This window comes from Aquitalea denitrificans (assembly GCF_009856625.1).
Classification (GTDB): Bacteria; Pseudomonadota; Gammaproteobacteria; order Burkholderiales; family Chromobacteriaceae; genus Aquitalea; species Aquitalea denitrificans.
In genome coordinates this window covers 732,149-757,488 of the sequence record NZ_CP047241.1, presented here as the reverse complement: position 1 = coordinate 757,488, position 25,340 = coordinate 732,149, and the positions used below count along the sequence as shown (strand labels likewise).

The 25,340-nt window shown below is 57.5% G+C and carries 23 protein-coding genes; 9 read left to right on the top strand and 14 right to left on the bottom strand.

The features are described from left to right. Nucleotides 1-109: 109 nt before the first annotated feature. Genes GSR16_RS03445 through GSR16_RS03435 form a run of 3 tightly spaced genes read right to left on the bottom strand, consistent with a single transcriptional unit; the run spans nt 110 to nt 3,015 of the window. Nucleotides 110-622, bottom strand: a complete 513-nt coding sequence (locus tag GSR16_RS03445) for a DUF934 domain-containing protein (protein WP_159875150.1) — start codon at nt 620-622, stop codon at nt 110-112. Next, a complete protein-coding gene (locus tag GSR16_RS03440) occupies nt 606-2,264 on the bottom strand; it encodes a nitrite/sulfite reductase (RefSeq protein WP_159875149.1) in 1,659 nt (552 codons plus the stop codon). The genes GSR16_RS03445 and GSR16_RS03440 overlap by 17 nt, the downstream gene beginning before the upstream one ends. A 46-nt stretch (nt 2,265-2,310) precedes the next feature. Next, entirely contained in the window at nt 2,311-3,015 is a 705-nt protein-coding gene (locus tag GSR16_RS03435) for a phosphoadenylyl-sulfate reductase (protein ID WP_159875148.1), read from the bottom strand. Nucleotides 3,016-3,136: 121 nt separating this feature from the next. Here GSR16_RS03435 and cysB point away from each other — a divergent pair, with 121 nt between their 5' ends. Next, nucleotides 3,137-4,081, top strand: coding sequence for an HTH-type transcriptional regulator CysB (gene cysB / locus GSR16_RS03430; protein WP_159875147.1), 945 nt, complete (start codon nt 3,137-3,139; stop codon nt 4,079-4,081). Nucleotides 4,082-4,157: 76 nt separating this feature from the next. Here cysB and fabG read toward each other — a convergent pair whose 3' ends face one another. Next, nucleotides 4,158-4,898 (bottom strand): 3-oxoacyl-ACP reductase FabG, encoded by a 741-nt coding sequence (fabG, locus tag GSR16_RS03425; RefSeq protein ID WP_159875146.1) that lies wholly within the window; start codon nt 4,896-4,898, stop codon nt 4,158-4,160. A gap of 270 nt (nt 4,899-5,168) precedes the next feature. Continuing rightward, on the bottom strand, nt 5,169-6,800 hold the full coding sequence (locus GSR16_RS03420) for an ABC-F family ATPase (RefSeq protein ID WP_159875145.1): 1,632 nt from the start codon (nt 6,798-6,800) through the stop codon (nt 5,169-5,171). A 174-nt stretch (nt 6,801-6,974) separates the two neighbouring features. On the opposite strand from GSR16_RS03420, the gene dapA reads away from it, so the two are divergent. Both dapA and bamC read left to right on the top strand, forming a co-directional pair. Next, entirely contained in the window at nt 6,975-7,850 is an 876-nt protein-coding gene (gene dapA / locus GSR16_RS03415; RefSeq protein WP_159875144.1) for a 4-hydroxy-tetrahydrodipicolinate synthase, read from the top strand. Between the two features lie 24 nt (nt 7,851-7,874). Next, the gene (gene bamC, locus GSR16_RS03410) at nt 7,875-9,041 is read left to right on the top strand and encodes an outer membrane protein assembly factor BamC (protein ID WP_159875143.1); all 1,167 of its coding nucleotides are present in this window, start codon (nt 7,875-7,877) and stop codon (nt 9,039-9,041) included. 134 nt (nt 9,042-9,175) lie between these two features. Here the strand turns inward: bamC and GSR16_RS03405 are convergent, their stop codons facing one another. Together GSR16_RS03405 and GSR16_RS03400 are read right to left on the bottom strand one after the other, a co-directional pair. Then, complete coding sequence (locus GSR16_RS03405) at nt 9,176-9,388, bottom strand: hypothetical protein (protein WP_045847607.1); 213 nt, start codon at nt 9,386-9,388, stop codon at nt 9,176-9,178. A gap of 265 nt (nt 9,389-9,653) precedes the next feature. Then, entirely contained in the window at nt 9,654-10,787 is a 1,134-nt protein-coding gene (locus GSR16_RS03400) for a ribosomal protein uL16 3-hydroxylase (RefSeq protein ID WP_159875142.1), read from the bottom strand. 138 nt (nt 10,788-10,925) lie between these two features. Between GSR16_RS03400 and GSR16_RS03395 the strand changes: the two genes are divergently transcribed. Next, nucleotides 10,926-11,405, top strand: coding sequence for an FKBP-type peptidyl-prolyl cis-trans isomerase (locus GSR16_RS03395; protein WP_159875141.1), 480 nt, complete (start codon nt 10,926-10,928; stop codon nt 11,403-11,405). A 301-nt stretch (nt 11,406-11,706) separates the two neighbouring features. On the opposite strand, the gene prmC is transcribed toward GSR16_RS03395, so the two are convergent. The 5 genes from prmC to GSR16_RS03370 form a co-directional block, all read right to left on the bottom strand. After that, entirely contained in the window at nt 11,707-12,543 is an 837-nt protein-coding gene (gene prmC / locus GSR16_RS03390) for a peptide chain release factor N(5)-glutamine methyltransferase (RefSeq protein WP_159875140.1), read from the bottom strand. A gap of 3 nt (nt 12,544-12,546) precedes the next feature. Continuing rightward, entirely contained in the window at nt 12,547-13,884 is a 1,338-nt protein-coding gene (gene mgtE, locus GSR16_RS03385) for a magnesium transporter (protein ID WP_420837519.1), read from the bottom strand. A 271-nt stretch (nt 13,885-14,155) separates the two neighbouring features. Continuing rightward, nucleotides 14,156-14,839 (bottom strand): monofunctional biosynthetic peptidoglycan transglycosylase, encoded by a 684-nt coding sequence (gene mtgA, locus GSR16_RS03380; protein ID WP_159875138.1) that lies wholly within the window; start codon nt 14,837-14,839, stop codon nt 14,156-14,158. 3 nt (nt 14,840-14,842) lie between these two features. Further along, nucleotides 14,843-15,664, bottom strand: a complete 822-nt coding sequence (gene aroE / locus GSR16_RS03375) for a shikimate dehydrogenase (protein ID WP_159875137.1) — start codon at nt 15,662-15,664, stop codon at nt 14,843-14,845. 127 nt (nt 15,665-15,791) lie between these two features. Continuing rightward, nucleotides 15,792-16,244 carry a rhodanese-like domain-containing protein gene (locus GSR16_RS03370; protein ID WP_159875136.1) on the bottom strand — a complete coding sequence of 151 codons (453 nt, stop codon included), beginning with the start codon at nt 16,242-16,244 and terminating at the stop codon, nt 15,792-15,794. 283 nt (nt 16,245-16,527) lie between these two features. Between GSR16_RS03370 and glnA the strand changes: the two genes are divergently transcribed. Beyond that, nucleotides 16,528-17,946, top strand: coding sequence for a type I glutamate--ammonia ligase (gene glnA / locus GSR16_RS03365; protein ID WP_159875135.1), 1,419 nt, complete (start codon nt 16,528-16,530; stop codon nt 17,944-17,946). 101 nt (nt 17,947-18,047) lie between these two features. Here glnA and GSR16_RS03360 read toward each other — a convergent pair whose 3' ends face one another. Beyond that, nucleotides 18,048-18,470, bottom strand: a complete 423-nt coding sequence (locus GSR16_RS03360; RefSeq protein WP_159875134.1) for a BLUF domain-containing protein — start codon at nt 18,468-18,470, stop codon at nt 18,048-18,050. 269 nt (nt 18,471-18,739) lie between these two features. Here GSR16_RS03360 and GSR16_RS03355 point away from each other — a divergent pair, with 269 nt between their 5' ends. The 3 genes from GSR16_RS03355 (at nt 18,740) to ntrC (ending at nt 21,856) form a co-directional block, all read left to right on the top strand. Continuing rightward, on the top strand, nt 18,740-19,216 hold the full coding sequence (locus GSR16_RS03355) for a DUF4124 domain-containing protein (RefSeq protein ID WP_159875133.1): 477 nt from the start codon (nt 18,740-18,742) through the stop codon (nt 19,214-19,216). Between the two features lie 100 nt (nt 19,217-19,316). After that, the gene (glnL, locus tag GSR16_RS03350) at nt 19,317-20,372 is read left to right on the top strand and encodes a nitrogen regulation protein NR(II) (RefSeq protein WP_159875132.1); all 1,056 of its coding nucleotides are present in this window, start codon (nt 19,317-19,319) and stop codon (nt 20,370-20,372) included. 26 nt (nt 20,373-20,398) lie between these two features. Then, a complete protein-coding gene (gene ntrC, locus GSR16_RS03345; RefSeq protein WP_159875131.1) occupies nt 20,399-21,856 on the top strand; it encodes a nitrogen regulation protein NR(I) in 1,458 nt (485 codons plus the stop codon). Nucleotides 21,857-21,867: 11 nt separating this feature from the next. Here ntrC and GSR16_RS03340 read toward each other — a convergent pair whose 3' ends face one another. Then, nucleotides 21,868-22,785 (bottom strand): LysR family transcriptional regulator, encoded by a 918-nt coding sequence (locus tag GSR16_RS03340; protein WP_159875130.1) that lies wholly within the window; start codon nt 22,783-22,785, stop codon nt 21,868-21,870. Nucleotides 22,786-22,898: 113 nt separating this feature from the next. Between GSR16_RS03340 and metE the strand changes: the two genes are divergently transcribed. Then, the gene (metE, locus tag GSR16_RS03335) at nt 22,899-25,181 is read left to right on the top strand and encodes a 5-methyltetrahydropteroyltriglutamate--homocysteine S-methyltransferase (protein ID WP_159875129.1); all 2,283 of its coding nucleotides are present in this window, start codon (nt 22,899-22,901) and stop codon (nt 25,179-25,181) included. The last annotated feature ends 159 nt before the right edge of the window (nt 25,182-25,340 follow it).

Sequence of the window (25,340 nt, the reverse complement as noted above, 5' to 3'; positions counted from 1 at the left end):
CGCCTACCCGGTGTCAACACAGCACGACGGCTGATGCTGATGAAATGTTGCAGAAAAGCATCACAATTCCTGAACAATCCGGCAATTCTGTGTCATTAACACGACACTATCACAGTGATGTTACACGCCGACGAAACAAGGGAACCGGCTCACGATGCGTCGACTGATAGCGTTCCGTGAAAGTGTCATATCCGGACAATGCCCCATCAAGGTCTTTGCCACCCTTGATTTCGAAGGCATTGAAGCCAACCTGCCAGAGATAGTGCAGCAAATCCACCCACACGTCGCCCAGCGCTCTTAACTCACCGGCATAGCTGTAGCGTTCCCGCAACAGTCGACCGAGGCTGTATCCACGGCCATCGGTAAATGCCGGAAAATCGACAGCCACCAGCGGAAGGCTGTTCAGATCAGCAGCCAGCTGCTGCGGATCCTCGTCCGGAGCCAGCCAGACTGCAGTCTGGCCAGCGCGGCCCTGCCATGCCGCCTTGTCTGCCAGCCATAGTGCCAGCGGGATGATGACATCAACATCAGCAGCCACAGCCGGGTATTGGCCCTCGGTATCCGCACGCAATACCTGCCAGCAGTCCTGCGCTACCTGCCCATCTTTAATGATGCTTCGCATATACACGTTCCTTGAAGGGGTCGAGGCCAATGCGGCGTACGGTTTCAATAAAGCGTTCCCCGTCTGTGCGCTGCTCCAGATAGACCGCCATGATTTTCTCAAACGCCAGCGGTACATCTGCCTGAGCAAAGGATGGTCCAATAACCTTGCCGATGGTGGTATGGCTGCCCTGGCTACCGCCCAGGGTAATCTGGTACCACTCTTCGCCATTCTTATCCACGCCAAGAATGCCGATATTGCCGATATGGTGATGACCACAAGCATTCATGCAACCGGAGAAATTGCAGTCGATCTCGCCCAGGTCGAACAGGTAATCCAGATTGTCAAAGCGAGTCTGGATGGCTTCGGCAACCGGAATGGAACGTGCATTGGCCAGGCTGCAGAAATCACCGCCCGGGCAGCAGATGATGTCAGTCAGCAAACCGACATTGGGGGTGGCAAAGCCTTGGCTCTTGGCCAGCTGCCATACTTCGTAGAGATCGCGTTCACGCACATCAGGCAGAATCAGGTTCTGTTCGTGTGCCACGCGCAGTTCGCCATAACCAAAACGGTCTGCCCAATCAGCGGCGGCATCCATCTGCTCTGCAGTGATATCACCCGGCGGCACGCCGGTTTTTTTCAAAGACAATACAACCGAACGATAACCTGCCTGCTTGTGCGGACGGGTATTGCGCTCCAGCCAGCGCGCGAAAGCAGGTTCAGTAGCTTGCTTTTCCACCAGTTCGGGTGGATTGGATGGCAGCAGGTCATAAGCCGGATCGGTGAAAAAACTGGCGTAATGGGCGACATCGGCATCCCGCAAAGTGGATGGGCCATCTTGCAGATGCAGCCATTCATCTTCGACCTTGGCGGCAAAGCCGGCCACGGTCATGGCTTTGACCAGAATCTTGATACGTGCCTTGTATTTGTTGTCGCGACGGCCAAAACGGTTATAGACGCGCAGCACCGCATCCAGGTAGGTCAGCAAATGCCGAGTTGGCAGAAATTCCTTCACCACCTCGCCAACAATGGGGGTACGGCCCAGACCACCACCCACAATCACCTTGAAGCCGACTTCACCAGTCTCATTGCGGACCACATGCAGGCCGATATCGTGTACTTGCGTTGCGGCACGGTCTTCCACGCTACCCGATACGGCAATTTTGAACTTGCGCGGCAGGAAGGCAAACTCCGGGTGCAGGGTGCTCCACTGGCGGATGATTTCGCAGTAGGCACGCGGGTCCAGCACTTCGTCTTGGGCTACGCCAGCAAAGGCATCTGTCGTGGTATTGCGTACGCAATTGCCGGAGGTCTGGATGGCATGCATTTCAACTTCTGCCAGTTCTTCCAGGATATCCGGTACGCGCGCCAGTTCTGGCCAGTTGAACTGGATGTTCTGGCGCGTGGTGAAATGCGCGTAGTTCTTGTCGTACTTGCGGGCAATATGGGCCAGTTTGCGCAATTGCCGGCTTGCCAGATGGCCATAGGGTACGGCAACACGCAGCATGGGAGCATGGCGCTGCACATACAGTCCATTCATCAGACGCAGCGGGCGGAACTCGTCTTCAGCCAGCTCGCCAGAAAGAAAGCGCTGTGTCTGATCGCGAAACTGTTCGACACGCTCGCGCACGATGCGATGGTCGACTTCATCATAACGGTACATGGTTGAATGTCCTTGGGTAAGGTTGGCCTGATAGGGCCGGCCAGCCTTATGCTGGGCGCTTGAGGGGGCTGGACTTGATGTGCAGCCCACACTCTTTGGATTCCGGATTTTCCCACCACCAGCGACCTGCCCGCACGTCTTCGCCAACCGTGATGGCGCGGGTGCAAGGGGCACAGCCAATAGAGGGGTAACGCTGGTCATGCAGTGCGTTGTAGGGTACATCGTTGCTGCGGATGTATTCCCAGACCTCAGCTTCGGTCCACTCGATAAGCGGATTGAACTTCATCAGGCCATTATCGGTATCGAACTCTTGATTGCCCAGATCCTGCCGGGTTGGCGACTGTTCGCGACGCAAACCGGTAATCCATGCGGTCTTGCCTGCCAGCGCCCGCTTCAGCGGCTCGATCTTGCGGATCTGGCAACAGGATTTGCGCAATTCGACGCTTTGATAAAAGCCATTGATGCCATGCGTATTGACATAGGTCTCGGTAGCGGCAGTGTCCGGGAAGTACACCTTTACCAGTACCGCCGGATAGCGTTCGGCAACCTGCTGCATCAGCGTATAGGTTTCGGCCGGCAGCCGGCCGGTATCCAGGCTGAACACCTGCAGCGGCAGGGACAGGCGGGCGATCAGGTCGGTCAGTACCATGTCTTCGGCACCATAGCTGTTGGCCAGCACCGCATCCGGGTGTTTGGCGGCAATTTCGGTCAGCAGGGCTTGGGTTGCTGCAAGTTTCACATCCAGGCTCATCGAGCGCTCCACTATAGGTAAAGTCTGGCTAGGGCATCATCCTACCCAAGCCCTATATAAACCTAAAAGAATATTGTGTTAGTATTTAATGCCTACAGGTTTTATGGAATATGCCCGTCTTATGAAACTGCAACAGCTGCGCTATCTGGTCGAAGTGGCCAAACAGGGTCTGAATGTCTCCGAAGCGGCAGAGAAGCTGCATACTTCGCAGCCGGGCATTTCCAAGCAAATCCGCTTGCTGGAGGATGAGCTGGGCATCCAGGTCTTCATCCGCAATGGCAAGCGTGTGGTATCCGTTTCCGAACCCGGCAAGGAAGTACTGCGCATTTCCGAGCGCATCTTGCGCGAAGCACAAAACCTGAAGCGGGTTGGGGATGAGTTTTCCCGCGAGTCGGAAGGTGCGCTCACCATTGCCACCACCCACACCCAAGCACGCTACGCCCTCCCTCCCACCATTGCAGCGTTCGTGCAACGCTATCCCAAGGTAAAGCTGTCCATCAAGCAGGGCAGCCCGACCCAGATTTGCGAGATGGTTGTGTCCGGCGAGGCAGATCTGGCCGTTGCCACCGAGGGCATTGCCCTCTACAAAGAGCTGGCCATGTTGCCTTGCTATGAGTGGAACCGTTCCGTGGTGGTACCACAGGACCATCCCTTGCTGCAGCTGGATCATCCGCTCAGCCTGGCAGACATCGCCAGTTATCCGATTGTTACTTACGACTTTGCCTTTGCCGGCCGCTCCAAGATCAACAAGGCTTTTGCAGATCAGGGCCTCAGCCCGAATGTGGTGCTTACTGCCATTGATACCGATGTGATCAAGACGTATGTCGCCCTTGGCCTGGGCATTGGCATCATTGCCAGTATGGCGTTCGAGCCGGTCCGGGATGCAAATCTGCGCATTATCGATGCCGGCCATCTGTTCGAACCATCCACCACCAAGATCGGCATTCGCAAGGATGCCTACCTGCGTGGCTTCGCCTACACCTTTGTCGAACTGTTTGCGCCGCATCTGCACCGCCGCGAAGTGGATGCGGCACTACTGGCCCACGACAGCGAGCTGGACGACTGACAGCCAAGCATTCTGAGTTGCCCGACAAGCAAACGCCCCGGCATGCCGGGGCGTTTTCACTGCATCTGCCTGCTGCTTACAGCGTCAGGCCACCGGTTACTTCAATGGCAGCGCCATTGATGTAGCTGGCTTCGTCCGATGCCAGGAAAGCATAGACGTTGGCGATTTCGGCCGGATCGGCCATGCGCTTCATCGGCACCTTGTCTTCCATGGCCTGAATCACTTTTTCCGGCATGGATTTCAGGATGGGCGTTGCCACAAAGCCCGGGCATACGGCGTTGGCACGAATGCCCTTCTTGCCCAATTCCTTGGCCCAGGTCTTGACGAAACCGATCACGCCAAACTTGGTGGCAGCGTAGTTGGTCTGGCCAAAGTTGCCATACACGCCGACTACCGAAGACGCATTCAGGATAACGCCACCACCCTGCTCCACCATGGTATCCACCACGGCGCGGGCGCAGTTGTAAACGCCCTTCAGGTTGATGTCGATTACCTTGTCGAACTGGTCGTCGGTCATCTTGATCAGTTGAGCATCCATTACGATGCCGGCATTGTTTACCAGTACATCGATGCGGCCAAAGCGTGCTTTCAGATCACCAACCATATCGGCGATCTGCGCCTTGTCGGTCACATTGACCAGATAGCCGACAGCCTCGCCACCCAGAGCCTTGAGTTCTTCCACCACTGCATTCACGGCATCGATGTTCAGGTCACAGACGGCAACGATGGCGCCTTCCTTGATGAACTTCTCTGCAGTCGCCTTGCCGATACCGCTGGCAGCGCCAGTGATGATGGAGACTTTCCCTTTCAATCGCATGGTTCTTCCTTCATTAACTTGAGGTTGCAGGCAACCCGGTTCCGGGTCGACCTTCGGGCTCCACCATCGACCCATTCAAGATCGGGTTCCTGTTTTGGTCTTGTCGTTATTATGTTGGTGCTACAAAAAACGGGAGCATCGTGCACTGTTATTTTGCAGCGCAACACGATGTCGCACTGCAATATAGCGCACCTGCTCCCGTCGGTAAAGCAATCGCTCTAGCCTGCCTGCCAACAAGACAAAGGCATTGAAGAAAGAGCAACTTACCGCTTATTCCAGACCCTTGCTGGCCAGGTAATCTTCATAATTGCCAGTGTAGTAGTCATAGCCGCCCTTGCCATCGAGCTCCAGTACATGGGTAGCCAGCGAGCTGACGAACTGACGGTCGTGCGAGACGAAAATCAGCGTGCCCTTGTACTTTTCCAGCGCCATGTTCAGGGATTCGATCGACTCCATGTCCATGTGGTTGGTCGGTTCGTCCATAATCATCACATTGGGCTTTTGCAGGATCAGCTTGCCATACAGCATGCGGCCCTTTTCACCACCGGACAGCACGTGAACCGGCTTGGTCACTTCGTCGCCGCCAAACAGCAGACGACCCAGCGTGCCGCGGATCACCTGTTCATCATCACCGTCCTGACCCCACTCACGCATCCACTCGGTCAGGTTCATGTCGGTGTCAAAATCGGCCTCGTGATCCTGCGCGAAATAACCGATCTGGGCTTTTTCCGCCCACTTGATGTTGCCAAAGTCAGCGGTCAGACCTTCGGCAAACTTGGGCTCAAAAGCACCGGCTAGCAGTTTGACCAGCGAGGTCTTACCTGCACCGTTCGGGCCAATCACCGCCAGGCGGGCACCGGCTTCCAGAATGAAGCTCATATCCTTGAACAGCACCTTGCTGTCGTAAGCCTTGTTGAGGCTTTCCACTTCTACGGCCTGACGGTGCAGCTTGAACTTGTCGTCGGTCTCGAAGCGGATGAAGGGGTTCTGCCGGCTGGACGGCTTCACGTCCACCATTTCCGACTTCAACTTGTCCACCTGCTTCAGACGGGAAGTCGCCTGACGCGCCTTGGACTTGTTGGCCGAGAAACGGGCCACAAATTCCTGCAGCTCCTGGATACGCTCCTTGGCCTTGCTGTTGGAAGACAGCTGACGCTCACGCGCCTGGGCTGAGGCAATCATGTAGTCATCGTAATTGCCCGGATAGATGCGGATGGTGTTGTAGTCCAGATCCGCCATGTGGGTACATACGGAATTCAGGAAGTGACGGTCGTGGGAGATGATGATCATGGTGGAGTTGCGCTCGTTCAGCACATTCTCCAGCCAGCGAATGGTGTTGATGTCCAGGTTGTTGGTCGGTTCGTCCAGCAACAGGATGTCCGGGTTGGAGAACAAGGCCTGTGCCAGCAGCACACGCAGCTTCCAGCCGGGAGCCACTTCACTCATCGGGCCAAAGTGCTGCTCCACCGGAATACCCACACCCATCAGCAGTTCACCGGCACGCGCTTCCGCGGTGTAGCCGTCATACTCAGCGAACTTGGCCTCCAGTTCGGCCGCGTGCATGTAATCTTCTTCGGTGGCTTCGAGATTGGCGTAAATGGCGTCACGCTCGCTCATCGCCGCCCACATCTCGGTATGGCCCATCATCACCACATCGATGACGCGCTGTTCTTCGTAGGCAAACTGGTCCTGACGCAGCTTGCCCAGACGCAGGCCGTTTTCGATGGCAACTTCGCCACCGGTTTGTTCCAGGTCACCGCCCAGAATTTTCATGAATGTCGATTTGCCGGAACCGTTGGCGCCAATCAGGCCATAACGGTTGCCTTCGCCAAACTTGACGGAAACCTTTTCAAACAAAGGTTTCACGCCAAACTGCATGGTAATGTTGCTTGTGGTAATCACGCTTGGGATCCTTCAGCCAATCCAGCCGTAAGTATCGGAAAAACCGTGGATTCTATCACATCGGCACGACAATCCGGCGCTTGGCACCAAATGCGATGACATGCTTTTGACCCGTAGGGGAATTCCGCTACAATCGAAGACTTTGAATCTTCATCCCTAGATATAGGCAGAACTATGCTTACCGGTAGCTTGGTTGCCCTGGTCACCCCGATGACCACAGATGGTCGGGTCGACTTCGAATCGCTCTCCCGCCTGGTCGATTTCCACATCGACAACGGCACCAGCGGCATTGTTGCCGTTGGTACCACCGGCGAATCCGCCACCCTTGCCGTTGATGAACACATCGCTGTCGTCGAAGCTGTCATCAAACAGGCCAAAGGCCGCGTCAAGGTTATCGCCGGTACCGGGGCAAACTCCACCGCCGAAGCCATCGAACTGGCGGCACATGCCAAGCAGGCAGGTGCCGACATGACTCTTTCCGTGGTGCCCTACTACAACAAACCGACGCAGGAAGGCATGTACCGCCATTTCCGCGCAATTGCTGAAAGTGTCGACATTCCTGTAATCCTGTACAACGTACCGGGTCGCACTGTTGCCGACATGAACAACGACACCGTGCTGCGCCTGACCGAAGTGCCCGGCATCATCGGGCTGAAGGATGCCACCGGTGATATCGGTCGCGCTTGCGACCTGATCAGCCGTGTTCCGAAAAACTTCGCGCTTTACTCCGGTGATGACGCTACCGGCATGGCATTCATGCTGTGTGGCGGTAATGGTGTGATTTCGGTCACCACCAATGTCGCACCGAAACTGATGAGCCAGATGTGCGCAGCCGCCATTGCCGGTAATGCTGCTCTGGCACGTGAGCTGAACGACAAGTTGCAAGGTCTGCACAAGCAGCTGTTTGCCGAACCCAATCCGATTCCGGCCAAGTGGGTACTGCAAGAGCTGGGCATGATTCCTGCAGGCATCCGCCTTCCCCTTCATGTCATGTCGGAAAGCCTGCGTCCGCAGCTGACCGCCGCCATGAAGCAGGCAGAACTCATCTAACCCCCTGACGACAAGGGAGTCCGCATGAAACGAAGCGCGCCCGCCGCGATTCTGCTGGCAACCGGCATTCTTGCCGGCTGCAGCACCTCCAACCCGCTGGAAAAGAAACTGGATTACAAATCTGCCGAACCGCCAAAGGCAGGCAATTCGCTGGAAGTACCGCCTGACCTGACAGCTCCGCAGATCCAGAACAAATACGTCATCCCGGCAACCGGTAGTGCCTCCGCCCTGGCCAACAGCAATGCCGCAGCTGCTGCGCAGCAGGCTCCGGCCATGCAGGCCGCGGTTACCGGCAATACTGTTGCCGTCAACAGCATCGACAACATCACCATGGAACGTGCCGGCACTCAACGCTGGCTCGAGGTGAAGGGCAAGTCTCCAGCAGAACTGTGGCCGGTGCTGAAAGCCTTCTGGCAGGAAAACGGTTTTGTCATCAAAACCGAAGAACCTGATCTTGGCATCATGGAAACCGACTGGGCCGAAAACCGTGCCAAGCTGCCGTCCGATGGTATTCGCAAATTGATGGAAACGGTTGGCCTGGGTGGCGCAATGTCCACTCCGGAGCGTGACAAATTCCGCATCCGACTGGAAAAAACTGCCAACGGTACTGAAATTTACTTCTCACACCGTGGCATGTACGAAACCTTCATCAACGAAGGCAAATCGGACACCATGTGGCAGCCCCGCCCGGTTGACCCGAACCTGGAAGCCGAACTGCTTGGCCGCTTCATGATCCGCATGGGCATTACCGAAGAGCAGGCCAAGGCTGCAGTCAAGAAAACCCAGGTTGTTGCCGACAAGCCGAAAGACAGCATTGTTGATGGCAAGCTCAACATCAATGACGGCTTCGATCGCGCCTGGCGTCGTGTTGGTCTGGCGCTGGATCGCATCGGTCTGGTGGTCAATGACCGCGACCGCTCGCAGGGCCTCTACTTCGTCAAGCCGGCCAAGGGCGAACTGGACAAGAAAGACGAGTCCTCCTCCGGTGGTGGCTTCTGGTCCAGCCTCGCATTCTGGAAGAGCAAGGATAGCGACGAGAAGGCCAATCCGTCCGGACCGGAATACCGGATCCAGGTCAAGGAAGCCACCAGTGGCAGCAGCACACTTGCCGTACTGGACAAACAAGGCAAGCCGCTGTCGGACAGCTTTGCAAAATCGGTACTGTCCAAGTTGCAGACTGAGCTGCAATAAGCCTCCCGTAGTAAAGCAAAAAGCCCGCACCAGCGGGCTTTTTTCATGCTTACGTACAATGCGCCGCCTGCAAGCGGCAAACAATGGGCGTAAAAAAACCGGCCGAAGCCGGTTTTTGGTGCTTTCGCGCTGAATTACTGAGCAGCGGAAGCAGCCGGAGCGGAAGCAGCAGCAGCGGAAGCGTCAGCAGCCGGAGCGGAAGCGTCAGCAGCCGGAGCGGAAGCATCAGCAGCCGGAGCGGAAGCTTCAACAGCAGGAGCGGAAGCTTCAGCAGGAGCATCAGCCTTCTTACCGCAAGCGGACAGAGCAACGGCCAGCAGGGCAGCAACGAGGAGCGACTGTTTCATTTTTTCTTGACCTTTAAAGATAAGTTAACAAGACGTCAATTTAATCGCCCAAGCTGTATTTGGAAATGACTGGGCGACTGAAAATCTTTCAGTGCGCAAATTGTATCACGAAAAAAATTGCTGTGTAGGGGGGCAGACCAGCAAAAACGCCACTAATCCCACTGCAACCTTCCGCAGCGCAGCATTCCCGGCAAAATGAGCGTTTGAACGCCGATGCTTGACCGGTAGATGCCTTGCCATGTGTACATTTGAACATCTGATGTGGTTATTTTGCTACAGACTGCGGCAAATGCCAATATCCAGATAGATATCCTTCGTACAGCACATCCAATAACGACGGCCTGATGTCGGCTGGGGACAAATGCCGCTGATTGGCAAATTGTTGCCACAGTGCAACATCATCCGGTTCGATTTCGAGAAGCTCACCATTGCAATAGAACATTTCATCATGGAACAGAATCAGGCTTTTGCGATCCAGTTCCATCCCGAGAAGCCTTACTTCTTGGACAAACTCATCCTCATCCAGCTCTTCTGCTGGTGAATCGTAAAACACATGCGGCTTCGGTTCGGTCAGATAGTGTCCAAGGAAGTCGCTGATCGTCCGCTTATCCCAGGTAATCTGGCTCAGCATCTGGCTGACCTTGTCCACCATTTCGTCGCTGATGCGTGCCGGGTCTGGCTGGCGCTGCAATTCGGGATCGGCATAACGCCCGTCCAGGCAGATGCGATCCTGCATATAGACCAGGAACTGTGTAGCCAGCTCCTGCGTCGGTGCGGCTCGAAAGCCGATCGAGTACGTCATGCCCGGCTCAAGCGCGACACCATAATGTGCGCACTTGGGCGGAAGGTACAGCATGTCGCCATGCTCGAGCACGAATTCTTCTTCCACGCGGAAATCCTGCAATACACGAATGGGAGCATCCGGAATAAAGTCGTCATCGGCTTGCGAAGAAATCTGCCAGCGCTTCTTGCCGCCCACTTGCAGCAGGAAGACATCGTAGGAATCAAAATGCGGGCCGACAGTGCCACCTGGCGGTGCATAGCTGATCATCAGGTCATCCAGCCTAGCAAAAGGGATGAAATCGAATTGCCACAATATCTTGTCGATATGCGGCAAGTGATGGTTCACATTCTGTACCAGGATGGTCCAGTCGGTTTCACCCAGCTTGCGAAAACGTGCCGGCCGGAATGGACCGCGTTCCAGATGCCATTTCCCGCTGCGGTTTTCGATCAGGCGGGACTCAACGTCCTCTTGCATGGCCAGTTCGGACAGGCATTTGAAATCAACATGCGGACCAACATCAGTCAGCGCACCACGGATCAGCAAAGGCTTTTTTTGCCAATATTCGCTGAGAAACTCTTCGGGGGTGAGCCCCCCCAGCAATGTCATCGGTTTCATGGCAGTTTCACGGGCTTGCGGGCCCTTCTATGGTTTACAATACGTTCAAGCGGCATTCCGCACTATTGCTTGCAGGACTGGGGCGCAATGTGCACCTCGCCCTGACAAGGTTTTTCATTTCATTCCGGACAATTTCTGATGCAAATCGCCAAAGATACCGTCGTTACCCTCCACTACGAGATGTTTGACGCAGAGAACACCCTTCTCGACAAGACTGAAGAACCCATTGCCTACCTGCATGGCGGCTATGACGGCATCTTCCCGCTGGTTGAAGAGGCCCTGCACGGCAAGAGCGTTGGCGACTCCGTCGACGTCAAGCTGACCCCGGATGATGCTTTCGGCGACCCGGAAGAAGAACTGGTTCGCGTTGAAGATCTGGACGTGTTCCCGGCTGACGTCGAAGTCGGCATGATGTTCGAAGCTGACGATCCGGAAACCGGCGACGTGCTGCTGTTCCGCGTGACCGACATCGCCGACGGCAAGGCTATCGTGGATGCCAACCATCCGCTGGCTGGCCAGACCATCCGCTTTGTTGCCAAGGTTACCGAAGTACGTGCCGCCAGTGCTGAAGAACTGAGCCACGGCCACGTTCACGGTGCACATGGCCACCACCACTAAGCAATAACGCCAGACAATACCCGCTATTGTCTGCTCAAGCTGGCGTAGTCCCTAATCTCTATGATGATCGGGGCTACGCCAGTTTTCCTTTAACCATCCACAGGAAAACACAGCAGGAATCACTCCAGAAACATCACAGTTTTCGGACTGGAGCCAGCATGCCGTTGGAATCGGCCTTGCCCCTTGATACAGGGCAAAAAAACTACTGTTGACTGACAATCCCTCGCGCCCCTCTCGGCCAGACCCAAGATATGCGCCTTACTGCCTCAGTCTTCACGAGGTGCGAGACCACGACCCGCACTTACACCGAGAGCAAGTCAATCGGCATCTGTCCTAGAGATACCCGATCCAGTCCCGCCAGGTCCGCCCGTGTTGCTACTGCCTGCAAACCCGCCTGCCGCAATAACTGGCGTACAGCCGCCCCTTGATCATAGCCATGCTCCAGCATGATCCAGCCTCCAGGCTTCAGCCGTGCCGGTGCACCGGCAATGATTTTGCGCAGACAATCCAGCCCGTCGCCCTCATCCGTCAGCGCCATACGTGGCTCGAAACGGACATCGCCCTCTTCCAGGTGATGATCGTGCTTTTCAATATAGGGGGGATTGGAAACAATCAGGTCAAATCCGCACTGTTCACCCAGCGGCTGATACCAGCTGCCCAGATGAAAACTGACAGTCGCGCCAAGCCGATCTGCATTGTCACGACTAACTGCGACTGCATCATTGGATAGGTCAACAGCCTGCACCTGCCATGCCGGCGCTTCCAGTGCCAGGGTAACGGCAATGGCACCACTGCCACAGCCCAGGTCAAGCACGCGCATTGGTGCGACGGCGGCCACGTGCTGCAAGGCGGCCTCCACCAGATGCTCGGTCTCGGGGCGGGGGATCAGCACTGCAGGTGTAACCCTGAAGTTGCGACCATAGAATTCCCGCTCCCCCAGCAGGTAGGCCATCGGCTCACCCTGCAGTCGGCGCTGTGCCAGCTGCGTAAACTGGGCAACTTCACTTTCAGTTAGCTGCAGATCGGGATCGGCAATCATGCGAGCATGGGTCAGGCCCGGGCGGACATGCTGCAACAGCATACGCGTTTCCAGGCGGGGCAAGGGGTGGCAGCGCAGTGCCTGTTCAATGGTTAGCATGATTCAAAGCAGGAAGATGGTGGCCAGGCCAAGAAAAATGAAAAAGCCACCGGAGTCAGTACATGCCGTGATCAGCACGCTGGAACCCAGTGCCGGGTCACGTCCCAGTTTTTGCATCAGGGACGGAATCAATACGCCCATGGTGGCTGCCAGCATCAGGTTGAGCGTCATGGCAGCCAGCATCACCAGCCCCAATGACAGGCGTCCATACAATAGCCAGGCAATCAGGCCGATGGCTCCACCCCACACCAAGCCATTGATGATGCTGACCCCCAATTCCTTGCGCCACAGACGCCAAGCCTGGCTTACCTGCATCTGGCCCATGGCAAGTGCCCGCACGATCATGGTGATGGTCTGGTTGCCGGAGTTGCCGCCGATACCGGCCACGATGGGCATCAGTGCTGCCAGCGCCACAAGCTGATTGATGGAGTGTTCGAATGCACCAATCACCCGGGATGCTACAAAGGCCGTACACAGATTGATTGCCAGCCACGACCAGCGGTTTTTCACCGAGTCGATCACTGGCGCAAACAGGTCCTCTTCTTCTTTCAAACCCGCCAGGTTAAGTACTTCGCTGTCCGATTCTTCGCGCATGACATCGACCATCTCATCCACGGTCAGGCGGCCAATCAGCGCACCGCGCTCATCGACGACAGGCGCGGATACCAGATCGTAACGTTCGAATGCCTGGGCGGCATCCCGTGCTTCGTCTTCCGGCTGAAAGGACACAACCTCGGTTGCCATCACGGCTGACACCATGGCTTCCGGATCCGCCACCAGCAGGCTGCGCAAGGGCAGAACCCCGCATAGGGTTTCATTGGCATCCAACACAAATATCTTGTCGGTCTGATGCGGCAACTCATCAAAGCGGCGCAGATAACGCAGTACCACTTCGCAGCTGACATCGGCACGGATCTTCACCAGCTCGAAGTCCATCAGGGCACCGATACTGCCCTCAGGATAGGACAGTGCAGACTGCAACTGCTCGCGCTCGGCTTCGTCCAATTCGCCCATGACTTCATAGACCACCTGACGCGGCAGGTCGCCGGCAAGGTCAGCCAGCTCGTCGGTATCCAGCTGGCGCACAGCGGCCAGCAACTCGGCCGGGGCCATGGACTCGATTAGGGTTTCCCGGACGGCATCGGAAACCTCCAGCAGGATGTCACCATCCTGTTGCACTTTGACACGATCCCAAACCAGCAGACGCTCATCCAGCGGCAGGGCTTCCAGAATATAGGCGATATCTGCCGGATGCAGGTTTTGCAGCCTTTGCTGCAGTTCGTCCAGTGCCGGTGAGTTGCCCGGGGCGACGGCATCCTCTTCGACATGCAGCGCGATCAGCCTTTGCACCTCGGCCAGGCTTTCGCTTAATCGTTCAGCAGTTTGTTTTTTTTCAATAACCGACAAGCACAACTCCTTCCGCCATGGCGACGGAGACTGGGCTACACGGTCGTGACGGCGGGAATCAAGCAGGAAAAACAGGGAAGCCAGAGGCTATGGAGTAACTGGGTAAGTCCATGTGCAATACCACGCCTTGCGGTGTGGCAGAACGTATAAACAGGCGCGGGATTGTAACATGAAGCCCCCTTGCCTTCCAGCAAGGGGGGCGATATCAGGGGAGATCAGCGAAAGCCATGCGCCGCTGGATGATGCGGGTTTTCTTCATCAGACCGGGAGCGTTGCGATGCTCATCGTAGTAACGCGGATTGGGCACCATGGCGGCCAGTTTGGCAGCCTGGCCTGATGACAGGCGGGCGGCACCGGTACGGAAATAATAGCGAGCAGCCGCTTCCGCACCAAATACGCCATTGCCCCATTCAATAACGTTAAGGTAAATCTCGAATATGCGGCGCTTGTCCAATACCTTCTCAAGCATGACGGTAATGGCCGCCTCTTCCAGTTTGCGCCAGGGCGTCTTCTTGCTGGACAGAAACAGGTTCTTGGCCAATTGCTGGCTGATGGTGGAACCGCCGGCCACAATATGGCCCTGCTTCAGGTTCTTTTCGAATGCTGCCTCGATGCCATCCCAGTCAAAACCTTCGTGGTCGGCAAACTTGGCGTCTTCTGCAGCAATCAGTGCGCGCTTGAGATTGGGAGAAATCTGGGCGTACGGCACCCATTTCTGCCGCAACTCGGCCGCGGGGTCGTCTTCCTGTAATTTGGCTAGCTGTTCGTTCATGAAGGCACTGGCAGAGGGGTTGTGGCTACGCCAGTAGACGATGTGACCGAAAATCCACAGGTTGTACAACACAATGGCGGCCACCAGGACCGCCATGATCTTGAATAAAAGACGCATCAATCAGGCCAGCACTTCTCGCAGCATATTGGTGACCTTGCGTGTGTCCGGCTTTACACCACGCCAGATATGGAAGGACTCGGCAGCCTGCTCCACCAGCATGCCCAGGCCATCAGCCAGCATGCCGGCATTTTCGCTTTGGGCACGCTTAAGGAAAGGGGTGAGGCCCTTGCTGTACACCATGTCGTAAGCCAGTGTGCGCGCGGTAAAGATGTTTGCCGGCAGTGGTGGAATTTCGTTGTGCAGGCTAGTGGAAGTCCCGTTGATGATGATGTCAAAGGTTTTGCCTTCCAGCGCCTCGTAGCCGCTGGCCACCACAGCACCCCAGGGCGCAAAATGGTGGGCGATGGATTCCGCCTTGATCAGGGTGCGATTGGCAATGGTGACCTTAGCCGGTTTCTGCTCCAGGATTGGCTCCAGCACACCGCGCACGGCACCGCCGGCACCCAGAATGAGGATGCTTTTGCCTTCCATCGGAAAATCGAGATTTTCCACGATATCGCGCACCAGACCGACGCCGTCGGTATTGTCGCCATATACCTTGCCATCGCGGAAAGTCAGGGTATTCACCGCTTCGGCAGCACGGGCGCGTTCAGTGACTTCCTGCGCCATACGGAAGGCATCACCCTTGAACGGCAGGGTGACATTCAGGCCCAGACCGCCATTTTGTACGAACTGGCCAACCACTTCGTCGAATTTGCCCAATTCGGCAAACAGCTTTTCATATTGCACGGCCTCGCCGGTGGCGCGGGCAAATTCACTGTGGATAAACGGCGACTGGCTATGGGAAACGGGGTTACCGATGACGGCGTAACGGTTGGTCATGATCAGCTTTCTTGGATTCCTGTGGTGCTACCGCATCATGCGGTTCATCTGCTGAGGTAGCACTTTGCCGTGTAACGTCATAAACATCAACCGGTCAATACCCCTGTCCCAACAATTTAGACCCTGTTCAGCCCTGTACCCAGGGCAGGCCGTGGGCTTTCCAGCCGGTCAGATTGCCGCGATGCTCCAGCCCGTCCTTATCGCCTTCAAAACCCTCCAGCACGTTGTAAACCCGGCTGTAGCCAGCAGCAGCGGCCATTACCGCCGCCTCATGCGAACGCACCCCGCTTCGGCACATCAGCAGCAGCATTGCCTGCTTGTCTACTGCGCCCTGCAATTGGGCAGTGAACTGCGGATTAGGCTGCATACCGGGGAAAGTGCGCAGCTCGATACGCAAAGCACCGGGTACCACACCCACGAATTGCCACTCTGCAGCACTGCGGACATCCACCAGCACCGCCCCCTCCAGATGCTGGGTCAGATAATAAGCCTCCGGCGGCGTCAATGCCCCCTGATAGCCCAGTTGCTGGCTTGCTGCACGTTCGGCAGCGGTTTGCAAAATGACTGCGGACTGTTCCATATCGAAGCTTCCTTTCCTTGTAATGTAGCCATGCCACCCTATGCACGCGGGCTGACTTGGCACCCGGATACATCTGCGGATTGCCAATCGCACTGAATTGGTGCGTGCGCACAATGCAGCATCCCATTTTGGTGCAATCCGAATGACTAGCCGGACCGGATACCCTGTGACACAATGATTAAATTAGCGTTCTTAGCCTGGCACGCTTCATGCTTCAAGCGAAGCGTACCATCTTTATCAAGCAATATTGCTTTCGATGCACGTTGCCTTTAGGAGAACATTCATGGCGGTTGCAGACGTAGTCAAGCTGATTCAAGAAAACGACGTCAAGTTCGTAGACCTGCGCTTTACTGACACCCGTGGTAAAGAACAACACGTTACCATCCCGGCACACGTTCTGCTGGAAGATGCTGATGAATGGTTCGAGCACGGCCACGCGTTCGATGGCTCTTCGATCGCGGGCTGGAAGGGTATCCAGGCTTCTGACATGCTGCTGATGGCTGACCCGGCCACCGCCAAGATCGACCCTTTCTTCGATGAACCCACCGTATTCATGTCATGTGACGTGATCGACCCGGCCGATGGCAAGGGCTACGACCGTGACCCGCGCTCCATCGCCAAGCGTGCTGAAGCCTACCTGAAAGCCTCTGGCCTGGGCGATACCGCCTACTTCGGTCCGGAACCGGAATTCTTCGTATTCGACAGCATCACCTGGGGCACCGACATGTCCGGTTGCTTCGTGAAGATCAAGTCCGAAGAAGCTGCATGGGCCTCCGCTGAAGAATTCGAAGGTGGCAACACCGGTCACCGTCCGGGCGTGAAGGGTGGCTACTTCCCGGTTCCGCCGGTTGACTCCGCACAAGACCTGCGTTCCGCCATGGTTCTGCTGCTGGAAGAACTGGGTGTACCGGTTGAAGTTCACCACCACGAAGTGGCCACTGCCGGCCAGATGGAAATCGGCACCAAGTTCAGCACCCTGACCCAGCGTGCCGACTGGACCCAGATCCTGAAGTACGTGGTTCAAAACGTGGCGCACAGCTACGGCAAGACCGCTACCTTCATGCCCAAGCCCATCGTTGGTGACAACGGTTCCGGCATGCACGTTCACCAGTCCATCTGGAAAGACGGCAAGAACCTGTTTGCTGGCGACGGCTATGCTGGCCTGTCCGACACCGCCCTGTACTACATCGGCGGTATCATCAAGCACGCCAAGGCTCTGAACGCCATCACCAACCCGGGTACCAACTCTTACAAGCGTCTGGTTCCACATTACGAAGCCCCGGTAAAACTGGCCTACTCCGCCAAGAACCGTTCCGCTTCCATCCGTATCCCGCACGTTGCCAATCCGAAGGGCCGTCGTATCGAAGCCCGTTTCCCGGATCCGCTGGCTAACCCGTACCTGTGCTTCTCCGCACTGCTGATGGCCGGTCTGGATGGTATCCAGAACAAGATTCACCCGGGCGATGCCGCTGACAAGAACCTGTACGACCTGCCGCCGGAAGAAGACAAGCTGATCCCGACCGTGTGCGCCAGCCTGGACGAAGCCCTGGCGGCCCTGGACGCAGACCGCGACTTCCTGACCCGTGGCGGTGTGTTCTCCAACGAATGGATTGACGCCTACATCGAATTGAAGATGCAGGAAGTGAACCTGACCCGCATGACTACCCACCCGGTAGAATTTGCAATGTACTACTCGCTGTAATCAGGTTTGGGTGTCTCTTGACGCCTTGCCAGATACAGAAAACCCGCACAGCGCTGCTTGTGCGGGTTTTTTCATGGCTGCCAGCTGCCACTTGGGAGCGCTCAGCCCGGTAGCCCGGCAAAAACCTTGAGCATGGCCAAACCATCTTGTGGCGCAACGACCAGCTGGCTGACATCAAATCCCGGGTCGAACACCGGGGCAAACTGGGGAAAGCGCGCCAGCGCCTCTGGCTGCGGTATATGGAAACCCATATACCACTGGGCAAACTCGCGTTGCTTGCATTCACTGCGAAACAGGGACTCCACCTGATGATGGCGCGGATCAAGGCTGATTCTCCTGAAAGCCGCTTCCACCACGTCAGCTTCACCTTCCAGCAGCTGCAAGAAACAACCATCGCGGTATAGCAACAGGCCGGTGATCTGCCTGGCCTGATTATTGGCCACAGACTTGTCCAGGATTACCGTCAATTCAGCAGGCGACAGGGCCGTGGTGGCTTTGCTGGAATAAAGCAACTGGATCAGCATGAGCAAGCTTTCTGTAAAGTTACAAGGTGATGGCCTGAACGGATGACTGCAAACATTTCCTCATTCACCTTCTGCATGAATACCGGACATCAAATCCAGTCACATGGCATGCCATTGGCACGACGGGAAGCCGGACCGCATGATGACACAATCAGGATGATATGCGGCATGACTGCAGTGGCATTGTTGTCATGCAGATGTGACGCGAGCCAACCTTTTGCTTATCATAGTGTCACGTCCACCCGTTTTCACCGCAGATGCCCGACACCATGAAAACCCTTGCTTTCTGCCTGCTGCTGACCTGTGGCCTTGCCCATGCCGAGGTATACAAATACATCGACGCCAATGGCAATGTCACCTTCACCAATGTGCCGATCAAGGGAGCAAAGCCCATGCACCTGGCACCGCTATCAACCTATGGCAACAGCAAGCCACACACGTCGGGCAGCGGCAAGCCTGCCTCGACACCGGACGGCTATCCCAGTGTGGACAACGGTACCCAGACCAAGCGGGATGAAGGCCGGCGCAAGATTCTGGAAGGCGAACTGGCCAACGAGCAAAAGGCGCTGGCTGATGCACAAAAAGCCTATACCGACGGCGCAGCCACCCGCAACGGCGATGAAACCCGGAACTACCAGAAATACCTGGACCGGGTACAGAAGCTGAAGGACGCGGTAACCGATCGGCAGAAGAATGTGGACGCACTACGCCGCGAATTGGGGCAATCTGCATCTTCCGCACAATAATGGTGCATAATTAAGGCCGATTTCGTGCATCCGCTGTGCTCTGGCTTGGCGTGCTTATTGCTAATAGCTTCAGGCACAGCCCCATCCGATTCGGAGCACCATGAACTCTCCCAGCTTTGCCGGCCTGGAATTACTCGACACCCCGGTGCTGATTGCCCACGCCGACGGCAGACTCGAGTTTGCCAACCCCGCCTGTGAAAACTTGCTGGCCATTGGCCGGCGTGAGTTGCTGCGCCACTCGCTGTTCGAGTTGCTGCAAGACAGCCCCGCCTTGCGCCAGGCACTGACCACCGCCTTACAACATAACTCCAGTTATATCGAGCACGATCTCGAACTACGCACTCCGCATGGCGAGCAGCCGCTGCACATTGCCCTGTCTGTCACCCCCATTGATGCCGAAGGCCGACTGGCGCTGGTAGAGCTGCGGCCACTGGACCAGCAACTGAAAATTGCCAATGAAGAGCGGCTTTTGCTGCAACAGCAGGCCAATCGCGAGCTGATTCGTAACCTGGCGCATGAAATCAAGAATCCGCTGGGGGGAATCCGTGGGGCCGCCCAGTTGCTGGAACATGAGCTGTCCGACCGCCCCGAGCTGAAGGAATACACCGAGGTCATCCAGGAAGAAGCACTGCGCCTGCAGTCACTGGTAGACCGACTGCTGGCTCCACATCGCCGTCATGTGCGCAGCGAAATCAATATCCACGAAGTACTGGAGCGGGTACGCAGTATTGCGTTGGCCGAGTATCCGCAGGGCCTCACCATCCGCCGCGATTACGACACCAGCCTGCCGCATATGGTGGCCGACAAGGAGCAGTTGATCCAGGTGGTGCTCAATATCGTCAAGAATGCCATCCAGGCCATGAAGGCCACGGGGGAGGTGATTTTGCGCACCCGTGTCGCCCGGCAAGTCACGCTGGCACGGAAGCGTCACCTGCTGGCATTAAAATTGCAGATTGTCGACAACGGCCCCGGCATTCCGGAAGAAATCAGGGATCACATTTTCTATCCCCTGGTCACCGGACGCGCCGAAGGCACTGGTTTGGGGCTGACACTGGCCCAGGCCTATGTACACCAGCATGGCGGCAGCATCGAATTCGAATCCCGCCCCGGCCAGACTTGCTTTACCGTGATGCTGCCCTTCAGCAACACGGATTGAACCCAATAACAGAAACGAGGGCTGCTATGAATAACCCGGTGTGGATCATCGATGACGACAAGGCCATCCGCTGGGTACTGGAAAAGGCGCTCGGCCGCAGCGGCATTGGCTTTGACAGCTTTTCCAGTGCCGATGACGCACTCAACGCCCTGTACGACAACACGCCGCGCGTCATCATTTCCGACATTCGCATGCCGGGGACGGACGGCCTGAAATTCCTTTCCAAGGTAAAGGCGGATCATCCGCAATTGCCGGTCATCATCATGACCGCGCATTCCGACCTGGACTCCGCCGTTGCCGCCTTTCAAGGTGGTGCCTTCGAATACCTGCCCAAGCCCTTTGATGTCGACCAGGCGGTGCAACTGATTGAGCGCGCACTGGCGGAAAGCAATAGCCAGATCGAAGCCACCGGCGGGGTGGAAGCCATGCCGGTGCTGCTAGGCCAGGCCCCTGCCATGCAGGACGTGTTCCGCGCCATTGGCCGCTTGTCGCAATCGCACGTCACCGTGCTCATTACCGGCGAATCCGGCACCGGCAAGGAGCGGGTGGCCGAGGCGTTGCATCGCCATTCGGTGCGTTCCAGCAAGCCTTTCATTGCCTTGAATACCGCGGCCATCCCCAAGGATTTGCTGGAGTCCGAACTGTTCGGCCACGAAAAAGGCGCATTTACCGGCGCACTGGCCACCCGTCGGGGTCGTTTTGAAGAGGCAGAAGGCGGCACGCTGTTTCTGGATGAAATCGGCGACATGCCCACCGAGCTGCAAACCCGCTTGCTGCGCGTGCTGTCCGACGGACACTTTTACCGCGTGGGCGGCCATGTGCCGATCAAAGCCAATGTGCGGGTGATTGCCGCCACGCACCAGAACCTGGAAGACCGGGTCAAACGCGGCCTGTTCCGGGAGGACCTGTTCCACCGCCTGAACGTGATCCGCCTGCGTCTGCCACCCTTGCGCGAACGGCGCGAGGACATCCCGCTGCTGACCCGCCATTTCCTGGCCAAAAGCGCCAGCAGCCTGGGTGTTGAGCCCAAACGCCTGACCGAAGCGGCCATGGAAGTGATCAAGTTCCACAGCTTTACCGGTAATGTGCGCGAACTGGAAAACCTGTGTCAGTGGATTACCGTGATGGCACCGGGTCAGCAGGTGGAAGTGGGCGACTTGCCCGCCGAACTGCGCGAACCGGAAGCCGCGGCACCAAGCACCGAGAGCGATGGCAGCCCGGTGATCAGCAGCGCCGTGCACGTGGTGGACTGGACGCTGGGGCTGGCCGAAGAAGTGGCACGCCGACTGCGCGCCGGTGAAGTCGGCATCATCGATGACCTGACCCGACGCTTTGAAGAAAGCTGCATCCGCACCGGGCTGGCCCACACCGGCGGCCGCAAGGTGGAAGCCGCCCACTTGCTGGGCTGGGGCCGCAATACCCTCACCCGCAAGATTCAGGAACTGGGCATGGAAGGGCATGACGAACATGCCGACCATGTCTAGGCCCTGACTGCTTAGCCGGCCAATACGGTCAAGCCGGGGAGCGTGGCGAAGCTGCGCTCCCGTACCGTGGCCAGAAAGTCCTGCATGAAGGCAAGCGGCGCATCCTCGCTACGCACCGCGGCATACAACTCGCTGCGCAGGCCCTCATCGCCAATGGTACGCGCCACCACATAGCCCTTTTCCAGATAAGGCCGTACCGCCCAGTACGGCAAGGCCGCCACCCCGCGCCGGCTGGCCACCAACTGGATGATGGCCACCGTCAGCTCGCTGCTGCGCCGTGGCGGGTTCACCCCGGCGGGTAACAACACCTTGCGCCACAAATCCAGCATGTCATCCGGCACCGGGTACTGGATCAGGGTTTCGTCGGCGAAATCCGCCGCCTGCCACACTTTTTTGTCCGCCAGCGGATGATCCCGCGCCACGATGCCCACCATCTCGTAGGCAAACAGCGGCTGGTGCACGATGCCGGCTTGGGCTTCCACTTCCGACACGATGGCCAGATCAGCCCTTTGCGTCAGCAGCAGGCTGACCGGGTCGGCATGAAAGCCGGACACAATGTCCAGCTCCACCGCCGGCCAGTGCTGACGATAGCTATCCATGGCCGGCATCAGCCAGTCAAAGCAGGTATGGCACTCCACCGCCACCCGCAACTCCCCTGCCTCACCCTCACGGATACGCGCCACATCGCGCTCGGCCGCCGCCACGCGGCCCAGCAGCTCATGGGCCAGCGCCAGCAGACGCTCACCGGCCAAGGTAAAACGCAGTGGCTGGCTTTTGCGTTCGAACAGCGGCTGCTGATAGTAGGCCTCCAGTTGTTTGAGCTGATGCGACAGCGCTGACTGGGTGAGAAACACCCGTTCTGCCGCCAGAGAAACGCTGCCGGTTTCCTGCAAGGCAATCAGGGTGCGCAAATGGCGCAGTTCCAGCATGATGGACTCCCGCGGCTATTCATGAAAATTATTAATGCAAAATACAAAAATTATGCGTTTGAATCATACAACAGAATCCACCATGCTGGAGCCACTGACCACAAGGAGCCACCATGACCACACTGCACCTGAGCGGATTCCCGCGTATCGGCGCCAAGCGCGAGCTGAAATTTCTGCTGGAAGACTACTGGCAAGGCAAAATTGACGAACAGGCACTGCGGCAGGGAGCGCGTGAACTGCGCCAGCGCCATTGGCTGCTGCAAAAGGGTGCCGGCATCACCCTGTCGCCGCTGGGTGACTTCTCCTTGTACGACCACGCGCTGGATGCGCAGATTCTGGTGGGGGCCATTCCGCCGCGCTTCGGCTTTGATGCCGCCACGCTCAGCAGCGCGGAATACTTCCAACTGGCACGCGGCAATCAGCAGCAGCCCGCGCTGGAAATGACCAAGTGGTTTGATACCAACTATCACTACCTGGTGCCGGAATGGCATGCCGACACCCGTTTTGCCGCCAATCCGGCCCCCTTGCTGGCCCAGTTGGCCGAGGCGCGTGCACTGGGCATCCGGACCAAACCGGTACTGATCGGGCCGGTCTCCCTGCTGTGGCTGGGCAAATGCAAAGGCGGCGACTTTGACCGGCTGCAACTGCTGCCGGCACTGCTGGCATGCTACGAAAACATACTGCAGCAACTGGCCGCAGCCGGCGTGTCCTGGGTACAACTGGACGAGCCCATCCTGGCACTGGACTTGCCCGCCGACTGGCGGCAGGCCATCAGCACTGCCTACCGGCAACTGGCCGCCACCCCGCTCAACATCCTGCTGGCCAGCTATTTTGGCAGTGTGGCAGACCATGCATCCCTGCTCACCACGCTGCCGGTAGCTGGCCTGCATCTGGACCTGGTGCGCGCACCGGAGCAGCTAGCGGCTTTTGCCGCCCATTGGCCGACTGACAAGATTCTCTCGGCAGGCATCGTGGATGGCCGCAATATCTGGCGCAGTAATCTGTCCGCCCAGCTGGAGCTGCTGGAGCCACTGGCCGGACAACTGGGCGACAGGCTGTGGCTGGCGCCCAGCTGCTCGCTATTGCACTGCCCGGTGGATGCCGCCGCCGAAACCACCATGGATGCCGACATCCGCAGCTGGCTGGCCTTTGCCGTACAAAAGCTGAACGAACTGAAACTGCTGCAGCGCGGACTGCAACAAGGCCGCAGCAGCATCGTGCATGAATTGCAGGCCAGCGATCACGTGCAGGCCATACGCTGCAGCAGCCCGCTGATCCACCGGCCAGCAGTGCAGGACAAGCTGGCCTCCCTGCCGCCGGGTGCCGACCAACGCCGCAGCCCCTTCGCCAGCCGGGCCAAGCAACAGCAGGACTGGTTGCAGCTCCCCCTGCTGCCCACCACCACCATCGGCTCCTTTCCGCAAACCGCCAGCATCCGCAGCGCCCGCGCAGCATTCCGCCGTGGCGAGCTATCCGCCGCCGACTACCAGCGCGCCATGCAAGAAGAAATCAGCCTGGCCATCCGCCGTCAGGAAGCGCTGGGCCTGGATGTGCTGGTACATGGAGAGGCCGAGCGCAACGACATGGTGGAATACTTTGGCGAACAACTGGATGGCTTTGTGTTCACCCAGCTGGGCTGGGTCCAGAGCTATGGCAGCCGCTGCGTCAAGCCGCCCATCATCGTGGGCGATGTGGCACGGCCGCAGGCCATGACCGTCAGTTGGGCCGTCTACGCCCAAAGCCTGACGCAGCGCCCGGTAAAAGGCATGCTCACCGGGCCGGTCACCTTGCTGCAATGGAGCTTCGTGCGGGACGATCTGCCGCGCAGCACCGTGTGCAAGCAGATTGCCCTGGCCCTGAATGAAGAAGTGCTGGAGCTGGAAAATGCCGGTATCCGCATCATCCAGATTGATGAACCGGCCATCCGGGAAGGCCTGCCGCTGAAAAAAGCCGATCAGGCAGACTACCTGCGCTGGGCGGGTGAAGCCTTCCGGCTATGCAGCTGGCAGCTGGATGACAGCACGCAGATTCACACCCATATGTGTTACTCGGCCTTTGGCGACATCCTGCCGCAGATTGCCGCCCTGGACGCCGACGTGATCACCATTGAAACCTCGCGCTCGGACATGGCGCTGTTGCAGGATTTTGCCCGCTTCCATTATCCCAACCAGATCGGCCCCGGCGTCTACGACATCCACAGTCCGCGCACGCCACACACTGCCGATATGGAGGTCCTGCTGCACAAGGCCTTGCAGGTGATTCCGGCCAGCCGCTTATGGGTCAACCCGGATTGCGGCTTGAAAACCCGCAGCTGGCCGGAAGTGGAAGCCGCGCTGCAAGGCATGGTAGCTGTGGCAAAAACGCTGCGCCAACAGCTGGCCGCAACGGCAGACTGACCACCATCTATTGCAATTTGTAAAAAGTATTTTTAGTATTTGCTTACCAAGACTCTCTCTCAGGGCCCGCTCCGGCCCGCTTGGTACCCGCTGATCAAGGGCTCCTTTGGGAGCCCTCTTTTTCTGCTGCACAATAAAAAACCCGCCATCTGGGCGGGT